Annotated in this window: 12 protein-coding genes; 7 read left to right on the top strand and 5 right to left on the bottom strand. The window is 63.4% G+C overall.

Annotated elements, in window-relative coordinates; genetic code table 11:
* Positions 1–106: 106 nt before the first annotated feature.
* On the top strand, positions 107–775 hold the full coding sequence (locus ACJO3T_RS04125; protein ID WP_406977860.1) for a class I SAM-dependent methyltransferase: 669 nt from the start codon (positions 107–109) through the stop codon (positions 773–775).
* Positions 776–1,241: 466 nt separating this feature from the next.
* Here the strand turns inward: ACJO3T_RS04125 and ACJO3T_RS04120 are convergent, their stop codons facing one another.
* Positions 1,242–1,628 (bottom strand): VanZ family protein, encoded by a 387-nt coding sequence (locus ACJO3T_RS04120; RefSeq protein WP_406977858.1) that lies wholly within the window; start codon positions 1,626–1,628, stop codon positions 1,242–1,244.
* A gap of 129 nt (positions 1,629–1,757) precedes the next feature.
* Here ACJO3T_RS04120 and cysZ point away from each other — a divergent pair, with 129 nt between their 5' ends.
* From cysZ to crcB, 4 genes are all read left to right on the top strand, one after another.
* Positions 1,758–2,516 carry a sulfate transporter CysZ gene (cysZ, locus tag ACJO3T_RS04115; RefSeq protein WP_406965941.1) on the top strand — a complete coding sequence of 253 codons (759 nt, stop codon included), beginning with the start codon at positions 1,758–1,760 and terminating at the stop codon, positions 2,514–2,516.
* Between the two features lie 60 nt (positions 2,517–2,576).
* Positions 2,577–5,417, top strand: a complete 2,841-nt coding sequence (gene rapA, locus ACJO3T_RS04110) for an RNA polymerase-associated protein RapA (protein WP_406977857.1) — start codon at positions 2,577–2,579, stop codon at positions 5,415–5,417.
* Between the two features lie 192 nt (positions 5,418–5,609).
* Positions 5,610–8,054: an acyl-CoA dehydrogenase gene (locus ACJO3T_RS04105; protein ID WP_406966189.1), complete on the top strand. Its 2,445-nt coding sequence runs from the start codon at positions 5,610–5,612 to the stop codon at positions 8,052–8,054.
* Complete coding sequence (crcB, locus tag ACJO3T_RS04100) at positions 8,051–8,437, top strand: fluoride efflux transporter CrcB (RefSeq protein ID WP_406965943.1); 387 nt, start codon at positions 8,051–8,053, stop codon at positions 8,435–8,437. Before ACJO3T_RS04105 ends, crcB begins: the two co-directional genes overlap by 4 nt.
* A gap of 114 nt (positions 8,438–8,551) precedes the next feature.
* Here the strand turns inward: crcB and ACJO3T_RS04095 are convergent, their stop codons facing one another.
* Both ACJO3T_RS04095 and ACJO3T_RS04090 read right to left on the bottom strand, forming a co-directional pair.
* Positions 8,552–8,758 carry a cold-shock protein gene (locus tag ACJO3T_RS04095; protein WP_091853271.1) on the bottom strand — a complete coding sequence of 69 codons (207 nt, stop codon included), beginning with the start codon at positions 8,756–8,758 and terminating at the stop codon, positions 8,552–8,554.
* 315 nt (positions 8,759–9,073) lie between these two features.
* Positions 9,074–9,874: a dienelactone hydrolase family protein gene (locus ACJO3T_RS04090; protein ID WP_406965944.1), complete on the bottom strand. Its 801-nt coding sequence runs from the start codon at positions 9,872–9,874 to the stop codon at positions 9,074–9,076.
* Positions 9,875–10,058: 184 nt separating this feature from the next.
* On the opposite strand from ACJO3T_RS04090, the gene ald reads away from it, so the two are divergent.
* On the top strand, positions 10,059–11,192 hold the full coding sequence (gene ald, locus ACJO3T_RS04085) for an alanine dehydrogenase (RefSeq protein ID WP_406965945.1): 1,134 nt from the start codon (positions 10,059–10,061) through the stop codon (positions 11,190–11,192).
* Here ald and ACJO3T_RS04080 read toward each other — a convergent pair.
* Positions 11,189–12,184, bottom strand: coding sequence for an LLM class flavin-dependent oxidoreductase (locus ACJO3T_RS04080; RefSeq protein ID WP_406965947.1), 996 nt, complete (start codon positions 12,182–12,184; stop codon positions 11,189–11,191). The genes ald and ACJO3T_RS04080 overlap by 4 nt on opposite strands.
* 120 nt (positions 12,185–12,304) lie before the next feature.
* Here ACJO3T_RS04080 and ACJO3T_RS04075 point away from each other — a divergent pair, with 120 nt between their 5' ends.
* Positions 12,305–14,242, top strand: a complete 1,938-nt coding sequence (locus ACJO3T_RS04075; RefSeq protein ID WP_406977856.1) for a putative bifunctional diguanylate cyclase/phosphodiesterase — start codon at positions 12,305–12,307, stop codon at positions 14,240–14,242.
* Here the strand turns inward: ACJO3T_RS04075 and ACJO3T_RS04070 are convergent, their stop codons facing one another.
* Positions 14,243–16,654: a phosphoketolase family protein gene (locus ACJO3T_RS04070; protein WP_406965949.1), complete on the bottom strand. Its 2,412-nt coding sequence runs from the start codon at positions 16,652–16,654 to the stop codon at positions 14,243–14,245.
* Between the last annotated feature and the right edge of the window lie 82 nt (positions 16,655–16,736).

The following is a 16,736-nucleotide window of genomic DNA, read 5'->3' as shown; positions in this document are numbered from 1 at the left end:
ACCCGCCGTGGCACTGTCGTGAATGCGGCGGGTGTCCCGTCTGGCAATGACCACATTTTTGCAGCGCCCGTGTAGAATACGACCGTTCCGATTTCCGAGGCAATCCATGACGACACTACCACCGGTGCCAGCCGGACTGGCCGATGCCATCCGACGTACCCTTCCCCGGGGCCGCCTGGCCATGTCGAGGCCGGCAGGGTGCCCGTCACTGCCGCTGTACCTGTTCGACCCCGGGGTTCTCGAAGGACCGCTGAGCCATGATGAGGCCCAGGCGGTGGTGGCCGAGCCTGCCTACTGGTCGTTCTGCTGGGCCAGCGGCCAGGTTCTGGCCCAATGGATTCTGGATCATCCGGAGGTGGTGGAAGGACGGCGGGTGCTGGACTTTGGTTCCGGGTCCGGCATTGTGGCGGTAGCTGCTGCCAGGGCCGGTGCCGCTGAAGTCATTGCCTGTGACCTGGACGAGGATGCCCTGGCGGCCGCCCAGGCCAATGCCGCCCTGAATGGGGTGCATATTACACCCTGTAATGACTGGCACCGGCGCCCCGCGTCGCTGGACCTGATTACCGCGGCGGACGTGCTCTATGACAAGGACAACCGGCCATTCCTGCAGGCGTTCCGCCAGGCGGCGGGAGAGGTCCTGCTGGCGGACTCCCGGGTCCGGGACCTGGAGGAACCGGGGTATCGTGTGACGGGAACCGCTTCCGCAACAACCTGGCCGGATCTGAATGAATTTGAGGAGTTCAACCAGGTACGGCTGTACCGGGCCGGCGGATAATCCGCAAACACAAAAAAGAAGAGGGCAACCCTTTCGGATTGCCCTCGTCGGAACAGGTCGTGGCGTCCATGCCCTGGTGCAACCATCCTGCTGCTGTATTGTCCTGGCCATTTCCCTGGCGCCGGCGTCCTAGCCAGCGGTCCGTAATAGGTTTTCCCTTAAGCTTTTTATCCGTAAGGTCCCTGCTTCCCCCCACCGTCCTGTGAGGAGCATCCGATGCGTCTTCCTCTTCCTTGTCATCCCTGACGGTTCCCACTATACCAAGCTGAAAATTCCAAGCGCATGACAAAACCATGATGTTTCTGTCACAGGTCGATGTACGGAATGTTAATTCCTTTAAAAAACAGCGCAGTAGATATTTCTTGTTTCGTTGGATCGGCATCGCCCACGCGATGTTGCGACGGATTCTCACATCAATGTAGGAAATATCTCACACGAGGAATGGGCAAAATAGCAAACCCGGCCTTCAGCCTTGCGGGTGTCTGTTCCACAGTCGGTAAAACGCTGTCATCAAGCCGTACCCCAGCAGGATGCCAACGACATCGGCGAGCAGGTCGGTCATGGCAAAATCCCGCCACGGTGTAATCGACTGTCCCAGCTCCAGCGCCAGGCCGAAACCGGTGAGCACCAGCAGGGGGACCGGCAGCCCGAGCAGTGGCCAGCCGAGCCGTGTCAGGATGGCCAGCTCCATGAACGCCATCATGTGGTTAATCTTGTCACTGGTGGCGGAGGGTATCGGGTAGGGCTCGCTGGTGAACCCAAGCCAGGTAATGGACGCGATGGAGATACAGAACAGTGTTCGCCAGAGTAGTTGAAGCCTGATCAGTCTGTGGAGGAGTTCTGGAAGTCGCATAACCTGTCCGGCTGTGGGTGTTACCTGGAAGCCTGCTTGTATCAAGGGGCACTGGGCCTGTTCTGGGCCTCCATGGCTTCATGATATGCTTTGCGCCCCGTCATCGCCACGCGTCATGAGGCTGCGAGCATGTTGCAAGGTAACTTTTTCCAGGGCCTGGGCTACCTCGGTGAGGGGTTCGGGTTGATCCGGCAGCCGGGATTGCGGCTGTTTGTCATCATTCCCCTGATCCTCAACCTCCTGCTGTTTGTCGTCCTTTTCTGGGCCATGGCCGAGGGCTTCGCCATGCTTATCGGCATTGTCATGGGCTGGCTGCCTGACTGGCAGTGGCTCCAGGCCCTGGACTGGTTGTTCTGGCTGTTATACGCCGTGGTGATACTGCTGGTTTTCGCTTACGGTTTCGTCATCCTGGCGAACCTGATCGGTTCCCCGTTCTATGGCTTCCTGTCGGAGCAGACCGAAAAGTTCCTCACCGGCCAGGAGGTCAGTGACGAAGGGGGCTGGATGCAGATATTCAAGGATATTCCCCGGGCCCTGGGTCGGGAAGTCCAGAAGATTCTCTATTACCTGCCCCGGGCCCTGCTACTGTTTATTATCGGCCTGATTCCGGTGGTGAACCTGGTGGCGGCGGTGCTCTGGTTCGCCTTCAACAGCTGGATGATGTCACTGCAGTACGTGGACTACCCTGCGGACAACCACCGTGTCAGTTTCGGGGCGCTGCGCCGGCGCCTGGCTGCCCGGCGTCTCAGCGCCATGGGATTCGGTCTGCCGGTGGCGCTGTTGGCGATGGTACCGGTGGTGAATCTGTTCGTGGTGCCGGCGGCGGTCTGTGGGGCCACCGCATTCTGGGTCAGGGAGCCTGATCCGACGGCCATCACCCACCGTTAATACGACTGGGGCAACGATAGTGCCCCACCATGATTGCCATTGAACTGATTGGGAGGATTCTTGGAAGCACCTGCTTTTGCCATTGGCCAGCGTTGGGTCAGTCATTCGGATGCGGCCCTGGGCCTGGGGATTGTCACGGATGTCGCGGGTCGTACCGTTACCCTCGGATTTCCGGCGTCGGATGAGGAGCGGACCTACGCCATCGACAGTGCGCCCCTGTCCCGTATCGTCTTCCAGATGGGAGAGGCCATCGAAACCTTTGACGGCCAGGTGCTCACGGTTCAGGCGGTGGAAGACCGGGGGGGCGTACTGATGTACCACGCCGCCGATGACACCGGTAACCTGCAGGAAGTCTCGGAAGTCCGCCTGGCCAGCCAGGTGAACTTCTCGGCCCCCCATCAGCGGCTGTTTGCCGGCCAGTTCGACCGTAACGGTGCCTTCCGCCTGCGCCTGGCGACCCTGGAACACCAGGACCGCCTGTCCCGGTCGCCGGTACAGGGGCTGCTGGGGGCCCGAACCCAGCACCTGCCCCACCAGCTCTACATCGCCCACGAGGTGGCCAGCCGCTATGCCCCGAGGGTGCTGCTGGCGGATGAGGTGGGGCTGGGCAAGACCATCGAGGCCGGCCTGATCCTCCATTACCAGTTACACACCGGCCTTGCCCGGCGGGTGCTGCTGGTGGTGCCGGATTCCCTGATCCACCAGTGGCTGGTGGAAATGCTGCGGCGGTTTAACCTGCGCTTCTCCATCGTGGACCACTCGAGCTACGAGGCCCTCACCGAGTCGGAGCCGGAGGAAGAGGAAAAACCCAACCCCTTCGAGCAGAGCCAACTGGTACTGTGTTCCCTGGACTTTATCACCGGCCATACCCTGGCTCAGCGGGATGCGGTGGCGGCAGGCTGGGATCTGATGGTGGTGGACGAGGCCCATCACCTGGACTGGAGCCCCGAGCAGGCCAGCGCCGAGTATGCGACGGTGGAGAGCCTGGCCGAGGAAACCCGGGGCCTGCTGTTGCTGACGGCGACACCGGAGCAGGCCGGGGAGGAGAGTCATTTTGCCCGCCTGCGGCTGCTGGACCCGGCCCGCTTCCACGACCTGGAAAGCTTTCGCCGTCAGGAGCGGGACTACCAGGCCATCAACGAGGTCGTCCGGGAGTTGCTGGCATCCGGCGAACCCCCATCGCCGGAGCGCCAGGAAACACTGGCACAGTGGCTGGGTGATGACCTGGACGGCCTGATGCAGGCGGAAGATCCGGTGAACGCCATCGTGGATGCCCTGCTGGACCGCCATGGCACCGGTCGCGTGCTGTTCCGTAATACCCGGTCCTCGGTCCGGGGATTTCCTGAGCGCCGGCTGCAGACAGTGGCCCTGCCGTGCCCGGAACGGTACCGGCAGGAGGGTGACCTCCGGGGCATCGCCGGCCTTACCCCCGAAATGCGCCTGTCGGACGAGACCTGGCTTGCAGAGGATCCACGGGTGCAGTGGCTGGAGCAGACCCTCAAGTCCCTCAAGCGGGAGAAAGTGGTGGTCATCTGTGCCCATGCCGAAACCGCCATGACGCTGGAGGTTCACCTGCAGTTGCGGGCCGGCATCCGCAGCGCCGCCTTTCATGAGCACCTGAGCCTGATCGAGCGGGACCGGGCGGCGGCCTATTTCGCCGAGGAGGAGCAGGGGGCCCAGGCACTGATTTGTTCCGAAATCGGCAGCGAAGGACGCAACTTCCAGTTTGCCCGACACCTGGTGCTGTTTGACCTTCCCGCCAACCCGGACCTGCTGGAACAGCGCATCGGGCGCCTGGACCGGATCGGCCAGGGCGATGTGATCGAGATACACGTACCCTACCTGGAGGGGACCACGGCGGAGTTGCAGATGCAGTGGTTCCGGGACGGGCTGGATGCGTTCGAGCAGAGCTGCGCCATTGGCATGCCCGTCCTCGACCAGGTCAGGGACCAGTGGCAGATGGTGATGGACGGCGCCGCCGACGGCATCGATGAACTGGTGGCCCGCACCGCCACCCTGGCCGGCGACCTGCGGGCGAAACTGGAAGCGGGTCGGGATGCCCTGATCGAACTCAACTCCTGCCGGCCGCAGGTGGCGGCTGCCCTGATCCGGGACATTGAACAGGAGGAGGATGACAGCCGCCTGCGTGACTACCTCCATACCGCCTGCGATATCTTCGGGGTGGACGTGGAGGAGCATTCCGCCGACACCGATATCCTTCGGCCCAGCGAGCAACGGCATTCCGGGCAACTGGAACTGGTGCCGGACGAGGGTATGACGGCCACCTTTAGCCGGGAAAAGGCCCTCCAGCGTGAGGACCTCGCCTTCATGAGTTGGGAACACCCGGTACTGACCGGAGTGATGGACTCGGTGCTGGGGTCCGGCCTGGGCAAGGCGGCCCTTTCCACCATTTCGGTCAAGGGATTGCAGCCCGGCACCGTGATGATGGAGGCGGTGTTCGTGGTGCACTGTCCCGCCCCGGACAACCTGCAATTGTCCCGGTACCTGCCCCTGTCGCCCATCCGGGTGCTGGTGGACGTTAACGGCCGGGATCTGTCGGAGGTGTTGCCCCACGACCGCCTCAACGGCATGTGTTCCAATATCCCCCGCCGCACCGCCCAGTCCGTGGTGCCGAGGGTACGCGCCGAAGTGGAGACCCTGGTGGATCACGCCCGGGTGCTGGCGGAGCCACGCTTCGAGCCGGCGCGGGATGCCGCCCTGGCCGGGGTCCGCCGGATGCTGGAGCCTGAGATTCACCGGCTGGAGGCGCTGAAACGCCACAACCCCGCCGTGCGGGATGAGGAAATCCGTTATTTCCGGGAGCAGCTAGCCGCCGCCGAGGATGCCATCGGGCGGGCGGAGCTGGCCATGGAAGCCATTCGGGTGGTGATTACCGCGTAAAGAACGTGCCGTTTGCCTGGCCTGTACAGTCCATCAGGACTCGGCAAATCAACGAATTGTTAGACCGGAGCGCTGGCCAGTTCCCATCCGTTCCGGTAATTTTGGCGTACACAAGGCAGAAAGTTTCAAGGAGGGCCTTCGCTGGCCTGATCCATTTTTGGACCACTGTCCGGAGGACAAGAGAGCCCTATGATGACCCTGATACTGTTTATCCTGGCGGCCGCCGCCCTGCTGGCCGTGATGCGGCGTGAAGCCGGTGCCAAACCCGCCATCGCCGTCCTGGTGGTATTTGGCCTGCTGTCATGGATCTTCGCTTCTGGCTGGCTGACCCTGCTGCTGTTTGCCGGCGCCGTGGTGACCGCAGCCGCCGGCCTGCCCCGGTTCCGTCGGAGCTGGCTGACCCCGCGGGCCTTTGCCATGTTCAAGAAAGTGGCCCCCAAGGTGTCCGCCACCGAGCAGGTGGCGCTGGATGCCGGTACGGTGGGCTGGGACGGCGAACTCTTCACCGGTCGTCCTGACTGGCACAACCTGCTGATCAACCGCAATACCGGCCTGACCGAAGAGGAGCAGGCGTTCCTGGACAACCAGTGTGTGAAAGCGGTGTCCATGTGCAACGCCTGGGACATTGCCGTTGAGCGGGCGGATTTGCCTCCGGAACTCTGGGAGTTCATCAAGAAGGAAAAATTCCTCGGCATGATCATTCCCAGGGAGTACGGGGGCCTCGGTTTCTCCGCCAAGGCACAGTCGGCGGTGTTGCAGCGCCTGGCCGCCAACGAGGTACTGATGACCTCGGTGGGCGTGCCCAACTCCCTGGGCCCCGGCGAGCTGCTGCTCAAGTATGGTACCGACGAACAGAAAGACCACTACCTGCCACGGCTGGCGGACGGTCGTGAGATTCCCTGTTTCGGCCTGACCGGCCCCCGGGCGGGTTCCGACGCCACGTCGCTGCCGGACACCGGTATCGTGTGTAAGGGCACCTACGATGGCAAGGAAGTGCTGGGCCTGAAGCTCAATTTCGAGAAACGCTGGATCACCCTGGCGCCCATTGCCACTGTAGTGGGGCTGGCGTTCCGTATGTTCGACCCGGATGGCCTGCTTGGCGAGGAAAAGGACCTGGGCATCACCTGTGCCCTGATTCCCCGGGATACCGACGGCATGGAGATTGGCCGTCGTCACTGGCCCATCGGCAGCCCGTTCATGAACGGGCCCATCGTTGGCAAGGACGTCTTCATTCCGCTGGACTTCATTATCGGTGGGCCGGAAATGGCCGGTGAAGGCTGGCGCATGCTGGTGGAGTGCCTGTCCGTGGGCCGCTGCATCACCCTGCCGTCCGGAGCCGCCGGTTCTGCTGCCACCTCGGTGGGCGTGGCCGGGGGCTATACCCGGGTGCGTCGCCAGTTCAATACCCCGGTGGCCGAAATGGAAGGTGTGCAGGAAGCCCTGGGACGTATTGGTGGCTACTGCTACATCGCCCAGTCGGCGGTGCTGCAGACCGCCAATATGGTGGACAACGGTGAAAAGCCGGCAGTGCCGTCGGCCATCCTCAAGTACCAGTTGACGGAAATGCAGCGGGCCACGCTCACCGACGCCATGGACGTGCATGGCGGCAAGACGGTGACCCTGGGGCCCCGCAACTACCTGGGGATCGGGTTCTCCGCCGCGCCGGTGTCCATCACTGTGGAAGGCGCCAATATCATGACCCGCAGCCTGATGATCTTCGGCCAGGGCGCGATCCGTTGCCATCCCTATGTGCTGAAGGAACTGGCGGCCAAGGACAACGACGACGAGAAGGCCTTCGATGAGGCCTTCTTCAGCCATGCCGGGCTGATCTTCGGTAACGCCGCCCGGGCCTTTACCCAGGCGCTGGGCTTCGGCAGGGCCGAGGTGCCGTTCGACAGCACCGCCCGTCGCTACGCCCAGGGCGTGGCCCGGTTCAGCGCCGCCTTCGGCCTGTGTTCCGATGCCGCCATGACCACCCTGGGCTCGCAGCTCAAGATGCGGGAGCTGATCTCCGCCCGGCTGGGTGACATGCTGGCGAACCTGTACATGGCGTCCATGGTGCTCAAGCACTGGCATGAGACCCAGCCGGTGGAAGGGGAGGCCGACCTGCTGGAATACAGCATGGGCCTGCTGCTGTATCGTACCGAGAATGCCCTGGATGAGCTGCTGCAGAACCTGCCGAACCGGCCGGTGGCCATGGCCCTGCGGGCCATCACCATGCCCCTGGGCCGTCGCTGGGACAAGCCCCACGACGACCTGACCCGTCGTGTGGCCCGGGCCATCTCCACCGATACCCCGGTACGGACCAAGCTGCTGACGCCTATCTCCCAGGCGGGTGGCGACGACAAGCCCAATCCGGTGGCCCAGTACAATGCCCTGCTGAAGGATTATGAGCGGGCCGAGGGCATCTACCGGAAGGTGGGCAAGGCGGCGGCCAAGGGGGAGCTGCCCATGGAGGCGCTGCATCCGGAAGAGCAGTTCGAGGCCGCCCGCAAGGCGGATATCCTCAGCGAGGAGGAAATCACCTTCATGCGTGAGTACGAGAAGAACGTACTCGAGATGCTGACGGTGGATGACTTCGCTTTCGATGCCCTGGCCATGGACAAGTCCACCCTGATTGACCATAACCCGGCATGAACGGCTGGGCATTCCTGGCAGTCAGCGTTGGCGCCGTTATCGGCGCCAACCTGCGCTGGGCGCTTAGCCTCTGGTTCAACAGTCCGCATCATACCCTGCAGCCTGGCACCCTGGTGGCCAACCTGGTGGGAGCCGGGCTGGCCGGCTTTCTCATCAACTGGTTCAGCCACAGTTCCCTGTCACCGGAGTGGCGGTTGCTGGCGATCACCGGGCTGTGCGGCGCGCTGACCACCTTCTCCACTTTCTCACTGGAGCTGATGGGCGCTATCGAGGCAGACAAATGGTTGATGGCCCTGGTCAGTATCCTGGTCCACGTGCTGGGTTCCCTGGCCATGGTAGGCGTGGGCATGTGGGTGTACGGTCTGTCCCGGTCCCTGGGTTGATCCTGCCTGGGCAAGGACGGATCGGGAAGCAACAAAAAAGGCAGCCATGTGGCTGCCTTTTTTATGTCGATGGCACTCAGTACTGCGTGAATGCCACCTTCGCTGAAGCCTGATTTACAGGGCTACAACGTTCTCCGCCTGAGGACCTTTCTGGCCCTGGGTGACGGTGAACTCGACCTGCTGGCCTTCGGCCAGGGTCTTGAAGCCGCTGCCCTGGATGGCACTGTAGTGAACGAAAACGTCCGGACCGGACTCACGGGTGATGAAACCAAAGCCTTTCGCTTCGTTGAAGAACTTAACAGTACCGGTAACAGTAGACATACTCGATTTTCCTGTATTCAAAACACTTACTAGATATTGTCCTTGCAATCGCGCCGGGATGCCGGACTCCGCTGCAGGACCTTCGGGAGGAAACACAGAACTGCGGATTCAAAAACAGGACGGATGCACCACTGCAGAAGAGAGATACGCCTTGATTATGAAATGCTTTACTGATCTTTCCTGAATCTGACTCTACTCCTGCTTTTCGGTGAATACCAGTCCTTTGTTAACAAAAAATTCCGTAGTTCTACTTACCGGATAGCAGCCGCAAAACGACTGATATCCGGTGGTTGTGTTGTGTGCCGGACAGGCAATTCAGTCCTGGAATATCTCCTGGTAGAAGGCCATGGTGCCCTCCCAGGAACGTTCCGCGGCTTCCCGGTCATACCCCACCGGCATGTCGTGCTCCGCGGCAATGGCATCCGCGCCCGGATTCATGAAGGAATGCAGTACGCCCGGAAAGCTGGTCACCGAGAAGTCCGCTTGCGCCTGCTGCATGCTGGTGACAAAGCCGCCCACCTGATCGGCGGGCACCATCTGGTCTGCCCCGCCTGTGTAAACCTGGATGCGGGCCGTGATATCGCCGGGCTCGGGCCCGATGGGGCTACCGAGGGCGCCGTGGTAGCTCACTACGCCATCCAGGTCCATGCCCATGCGCGCCATATTGAGCACCACCGCCCCGCCGAAGCAGTAGCCCTGGGCGGCAATGCGGTCATCGTCCACCGTCGGGTGTGCCTGCAGCTCTTCCATGGCGGCGGTGAAACGGGCCTTGAGTGCCTGGGGGTCGCCGGTGGCTTCCTTCATGAACGCCTGCGCCTCACTGGGATGCTCGGTCACCTTGCCTTCCCCGTACATATCCAGGGCGAAGGCGGTATAACCGGCGGCGGCAAGCTTCTCGGCCTGATCCCGGGCGAACTCGTTGTGGCCCCACCATTCGTGGACCACGAGGACCCCGGGGCGGGCTCCTTCAACACTGTCATTCCAGGCCAGGTAACCGGTGAATTCCTGGCCGTCCACCGTGTAGGTGACGGTTTCGGTCTGTAGCTGCGCGTGTGCCAAACCGCCAGCCAGTGACAGGGCAATACCGGTAGCAATGGGAGTAAGGCGTGAAGTCATACGTAAATCCTTCTGATTGCTGGGCTGGTCCGGCCGCCAGTCCTGCGGGGCCGGTATCCCGTTGATGATAGATCACTTTCGTTTTACGACGCGAATCCGACCGCGGATGGACCGGCGGTATTCGGGAATTTCCGGTTTACGACACTATACTTCTGTCACACGGGACGTTTCGGGGAGTTGGCCTATGCGCATAGGTGTGCCAAAAGAGATCAAGAACCACGAGTACCGGGTTGGCATGACCCCGTCTGCGGTCCGGGAGCTGACCCGGGATGGTCACGAGGTACTGGTACAGACATCGGCAGGTGCCGCCATTGGTTTTACCGACGACGACTACCGGCGGGCCGGTGCCGCCCTGGAATCCTCGGCGGAGGCGGTGTTCCGCAATGCCGAACTGATCGTCAAGGTGAAGGAGCCCCAGGCCGGGGAGCGCCAGCTGCTGACTCCGGACCAGACCCTGTTCACCTATCTTCACCTGGCGCCCGATGAAGCCCAGACCCGGGACCTGGTGGCCTCCGGGGCGACCTGCATTGCCTACGAGACGGTGACCGATGACTATGGCCGCCTGCCACTACTGGCCCCCATGTCGGAGGTGGCCGGACGCATGTCGGTACAGGCCGGCGCCCACTGCCTGGAACGGGAGCGAGGCGGGCGTGGCGTGCTGCTCGGTGGCGTGCCGGGTGTCAGTCCGGCACGGGTGACCATCATCGGTGCCGGCATGGTGGGGCAGAATGCCCTGGCCATGGCAGCGGGTATGGGGGCGGACGTGTCCATTCTCGACGTTAACCTGGAGGTGCTACGGGCCCTGGACCAGCGCTATGGCAACCGCATCCGCACGGTTTTCTCCAGCGCCGACCAGCTTGACCAGTGCGTGACCGAGGCGGACCTGGTGATCGGTGCGGTGCTGATCCCCGGTGCCTCGGCCCCCAAACTGGTGACCCGGGACATGCTGCGCCGCATGCCCGACGGCAGCGTACTGGTGGATGTGGCCATCGACCAGGGGGGCTGTGCCGAGACCTCCCGGCCCACCACCCACGATGATCCGGTATTTATTGAGGAGGGGGTGGTGCACTACTGCGTGGCCAATATGCCCGGGGCCGTGGCCCGCACCTCGACACTGGCACTGACCAACGCCACCCTGCCGTTTATCCGCCAGTTGGCGAACCTGGGGCCGGTCCGGGCCATGCGCGATAACCCCCATCTTCTGGCGGGCCTGAACGTCTGCCACGGTCAGGTTACCTACCGGGAGGTGGCCCAGGCCCATGGCCTGGACTATGCGGAGCCGGCATCCGCGCTTGCGGGTTCTTCAGCAGCCTGTTAAAGCGAGTCCCGCACCTCCGCCAGAATATCCAGGGCGTGGCGCCGCCGGCCCGGGTCGTACAGGTCCACGGTGAACATGAGTTCGTCCACCTCCACGGTGGCCAGGATCTGCTCCAGGCGCTGGCGGATGTTGTCGGCATCCCCCAGCAGTTGCAGGGCCAGGAAATCCCGCACGCCGGCTTCCTCGGCCGGACTCCAGAGACCGTCCATGGATTCCACCGGCGGCTTCATCCACAGGGGCTGGCCACGGAACAGCGCCAGGATCCGCTGGTAGCTGGTGGTGGTCAGGTGGTGGGCCTCATCCAGGGAATCGGCGGGGGCCGCCGGCAGGCACAGCATGGCGTGGGGGCGCTGCAGCTGTTCCGATGGTCGGAAGTGCTCCCGGTAGACCTTCAGGGCCTCCCGGTACAGGCGCGGTGCGAAATGCCCGGCGAAGGCGTAGGGCAGGCCGCGGAGGGCCGCCAGTTGGGCACTGAACAGGGATGACCCCAGCAGCCAGATAGGCACGTTGGTGCCGGCGCCGGGAATGGCTTTCACCTGCTGGCCGGGTTGGAGGGGACCCAGCAGTTCCTGCAGCCGCTCCACATCGTCGGGAAACTGCTCGGCACCAATGCCGTCCCGGCGCAAGGCCCGGCTGGTGATGGGGTCGGTGCCGGGGGCGCGGCCCAGACCCAGGTCAATTCGCCCCGGGTACAGACATTCGAGGGTGCCGAACTGCTCGGCAATCACCAGCGGCGGGTGGTTGGGCAGCATGACGCCGCCGGAACCGACGCGGATACGCTCCGTCTGGCCGGCGATATGGCCAATCAGCACGGAGGTGGCTGAACTGCTGATGCCTTCCATGTTGTGGTGTTCCGCCAGCCAGAAGCGGTTGAAAGCCAAGCTTTCGGCATGACGTGCGTAGGCTACACTGTTTGACAGTGTCTGCGATACGGAATCGCCTTCCCTGACGGATGCAAGCTCCAGTAAAGAAAACGGTTTCTTGGATGGCATGGCTGCTCCGGAGTTACGTGGTCGGTCGCTGGCAGCATACTTCATGGTGCCGTGACACAGGAAGCGGGCTCCTGCCAGGGGACATCAGGTTTTGTTGTCGGAGTTGCGGAGGTGCTCGTCGTGTCCTTACCAGACGCCAGGACATCACCACTGGGAATCGCCCTGATCTACCTGGCGCTGGGGAGCCTGTGGATTCTCTTCTCCGATGACCTGGTGGCCTGGCTGTTTGCCGATGCTGGCTATAATGTGCTGTCCAGGGCCCAGACTTTCAAGGACTGGTTCTTTGTGGCGGCCAGCGCCCTGGTGATCGGCTGGCTGTTCCATCGTTCCATTCGCCGGCTGGAGCATGCCTCCAGCTTCATGTCACTGCAGAGCTCGATGATCGAGCAGGCCCATACCGGCATCCTGGCGGCGGATGCGGACCACCGGGTCATCTATGCCAACCCGGCCGTTGAACGCATGGCCGGGAACAGACTGGACCGTATCCTGGGTCGGCAGCTCTCGGAATTTCGCTCAGGCGCCCACACCGAGGCGTTCTACGATGAACTCTGGCGTGAGGTGGACGAGATCGGCCTCTGGCAGGGTGAGGTGGTTGCCTGGCGCCGGGACGGTTCCCTCTACAACCAGTGGGTGACGGTAACACGGGTGAACGATCGTAAGAAGAACGTTGCCTACTACGTGCTGTTTGTCACCGATATTACCGAGGAAAAGGCCGACAAGGAGCGCCTGCGTTACCTGGCGTTCTATGACCCCCTGACCGACCTGCCCAACCGGGCGATGATGTCCGAACACATCCGTAATGCCCTGCGCCAGACCTCCGGGGAGGGTCGCAACCGGGTGGCGGTACTTTTCATCGACCTGGATGATTTCAAGACCATCAACGAATCCCACGGTCACCAGCTTGGTGACCGGCTGTTGCAGATGGCCGGCCAGCGCATCCTGCAGTGTCTGTCCGATGGCCATGAACTGGGCCGCTTCGGCGGCGATGAATTTGTGGTGATGGTACCCCATGTAACCGACCAGAAAGAGGTGGAACACCTGGCCACCCGGTTGCTGGATGCCCTGGGCGCCGGTTTCCGGCTGAATGACAGCACCCGGGTCATGGTCCGGGCCAGTATCGGTATCTGCCTGGCCGATGGTAACCGGGACAGTGACAGTCAGGATGTTTCCCGCCTGTTCAGCCAGGCTGACTCCGCCTTGTCGGAGGCCAAGCTGGCCGGTAAGAACACCTTCGCTTTCTATAACGCCGATATGACCCGTCTGGCCCGGCGTCGGCTGGAACTGGAGGAGGCCCTGACCACCGGTATGGCGCGCCGTGAGTTCGAACTGTTCTACCAGCCGGTCTACGCCGTCGCCTCGGGTGAACTGATCGGGTCAGAGGCCCTGCTGCGCTGGCGCCATCCCCAGTGGGGACTGGTCTCGCCCGGTGAATTCATCCCCCTGGCGGAGGAGACCGGCCTGATCGTCGACCTGGGCGGCTGGGTCGTGGAAGAGGCCGCCCGGCAGGTACGGGCATGGCTGGATGAGGGGCTGGAGCCGGGCTTCGTGGCGGTCAATGTCTCATCCCGCCAGTTGCAGCGTGGTCATTTTCCCGGCTTCCTGAAACGGGTCGTCAGCGAGGCCGGGGTGCCGCCCCACCAGCTGGAGGTGGAGCTTACCGAGAGCAGTCTTCTGACGCTGGGTGAGCGCACCGCGCAACTGCTGGGCGAGATCCGGAATACGGGGGTGCGGCTGGCGATCGACGACTTCGGCACCGGCTACTCCTCCCTCAGCTACCTCGGTCGTTTCAAGGTGGACAAACTCAAGATCGACCGCAGTTTCGTGAATGAACTCACCGCCGCCGGTGGTGGCGGGCAGGGCATCGTCAAGGCCATTGTCCGCATGGGGCAGGCCCTGGAACTGGAGGTTCAGGCCGAGGGCGTGGAGCAGGATCGCCAGCTAGGGATGTTGGCGGCGCTCGGCTGCGACAGCTTCCAGGGGTACCTGCGAGCGGCCCCCATGCCGACAGCGGATTTTCGTCAACTTCTGAAGGGCGCCGGGACATCCGCCCAGGGGTGACTATGCCGTCAGGACGCGGGGATCACCGTGACCTGTCACGGCCGCAATTTCCTCATCGGTGAGGAAGTCGCTGGCCGGCCGGCCCAACAGCTCGGCACCCCGGGCGAGGGCGTGGGCCCACGTGCAGTGGTTGGCGAACAGCATGCCCGCCTCGTTGAGGGTGCCGCCACGGTTGATATAGCCCAGTACCCGGGTGTGCCCGTTGCCACCGCAAATGCCTGTGGCATGGCCACGGAAGACTTCCGGGCGCATATGGGTCAGCACCACCCGGTGGGCGTAATCCCGGGGGAACAGCCGTTCCCGGTCCGCCTCTGGCAGGGTGCCGGTCGCCTCGAAACGGTCCCGGGGGTCACGAAAGCGGCCCGGTTCCTGGACGTATACCAGCCGGAACGGGGTATTGGCGTCCCGCAGGCGTTCACTGGCGCGGATCAGTTCGGAGAGCTGGTAGGCCCCATTGGCCACCAGCAACAGCGGGGTGCCCTGCGACAGGTCTTCGTCCACCATCTGGGCCCCGGTGCGGGCCAGTTGCCGGGCTTCCTCCCGGGTAAAGACGCAGGGCCGGTCGCGCTTGGGAATGACCATGCAGGCCAGTTGCCCACGGCTGGTGTAGATCTCCGGCAGCAGCGCCTGGGTACTGTTGTAGTCCGCCGGGAAGAGCACGCGGACCATGTCGTTCATTTCCCCCAGCAGGGCCTCGCAGAAGGTGGTGTCCTGGTGGGACTGTTCGTTCTTGCCGTTCTCCCAGCTATGGGAGGTGGCGATCACCGGGAACCCCAGCCATTGGGCGGGCCGGTCCAGCTCCTTCTGGTGACGGGCGAAGATCAGTTCCTGGCGAATGGCGCCCAGCATCTTGACGCAGAAGGCCTCGTAGCTGGCCACCAGGTTCAGGCCACCCTTGTTGGCCAGGCAGGCGGACACCACAGCTTCCTCGTTCAGGGCCGTGATGACCATGCCGTGGACCGATTCCTGGTCATTCTCCGGGTCGTCCACCCGATGTCGCAGGGCGCTGAGGACACCGGACAGCCGGTTGCTGGCCAGTTCATCCGGATTCCCGACCCGGGGGCGCAGTCGCGGGTTGCAGGCCACCAGGGCCTGGAAGAAATCGTCCACCGCCAGCATCGGCGAGCAGGTATCGTTCCGGGCTGGTAATTCCGGAACGGCCGGCGTGTCCGGGGCCCTTACCGCAAGGGGATGGTCCTTCTCCCGTGGCCTCTGCTGGCGCCGGTGATTACGCAGCAGCCCGACGGCGTCCCTCAGGTCGGTCTCAGGCACATGGAGGATACCGGTGTGGTGGTTGAACAGCTCCCGGGCCCTGTCGTCATGGCGGGGGCTGCCAGGTAGCGGCAGGTTATGGGCGGCGTTGCTGCCGGCCCCGTAAAAACCATGGCCCTTGACGGTTTCAGCGATGCCGTAGGGAACCGGCAGGGGGTAGCGGCGCAGGCCCTGGCTATACTCCCGGGCGGCGGTCCTGAGGCATCGTTCCATGGTGAACAGCGTACAGACGAAGGCGGCGGGATCCCGGCCATCGAAACGAATGGCATCGAAACCGGCACGCTTGAGGTGGGTGATGAAACCATCCAGCCCCTCGCGGGTGCCCAGTTCCGTGCGCTGCTCGATACGCCGGCCATTGGCGATCATCACCGGCAAGGGCAGGCCACAGTCCTCGCTTCGCCACCAGCGGGGCGCCCAGTCACTGCCCCGCTGCTCCTCCGCCGCACCGTCGGACAGGAAGGCCACCAGGGTTTCTCCGGGCAGGGGCATGTGCACATACTGGAGTTCCGCGAACCCGAGGTAGCCCCCTTCCAGGATGCCGCCAGCGGTATGGGGGTTCACGTGACTGCCCAGGGGCGCCTCGTTGCGGCCGTCCGCCCGCTGGCGGTAGCTGTAGAAGTCGGTGACCAGCCGGTCGAGGCCACCAACGCCGCCATAGCGGACGGCCTGCTCCGGGTTCAGGTTGTCCAGCAGCACATTGATGGACTCGATGGCCGCCACGCAATGTCCCTGGCCCATCAGCCAGCTACGGGTCTCACCGGTGAGAGCGTTGAGGGCCATGTAGGCGGCGTAGCCCGGCACCATGTTCAGGGCGCCCCCGGTATGGCCCTCCGGGTTGCTCTTGAAGTCTGCGGATTGCAGGGCCGTGCCATCGGGGCGTACCCGCAGTGCATAGGTCATGTGCACCACCAGCCAGAGGCCGGCACTGGTCAGCCGGTCCAGGGCCGCCAGGACGCGGAACACCGTGGCGGTATCCGGTTGCAGGCCGTCGGACACCAGTTGCTCCGCCAGTTTCAGGGCCTGGTGCTGGGTGTCGGGCAGGTGTCGGATAACACCATAGCCCTTGCGCCAGCGGGCAAATTCCGTGTCCTGGCCGGCCATCCGGTCCAGCATCTGCAGATCGGCAAAAGGTGTGCTCATGGTAAGCCTCCGGTGTGTCCAGTATGGCTCAGGGTAGACCGTATACCACAGGTCGGTGTTGATTTGGGTCAGTCCGGTGTGA

The organism is Marinobacter shunpengi (assembly GCF_045449715.1).
GTDB lineage: Bacteria > Pseudomonadota > Gammaproteobacteria > Pseudomonadales > Oleiphilaceae > Marinobacter.
This window is presented reverse-complemented; position numbering and strand designations above follow the sequence as displayed.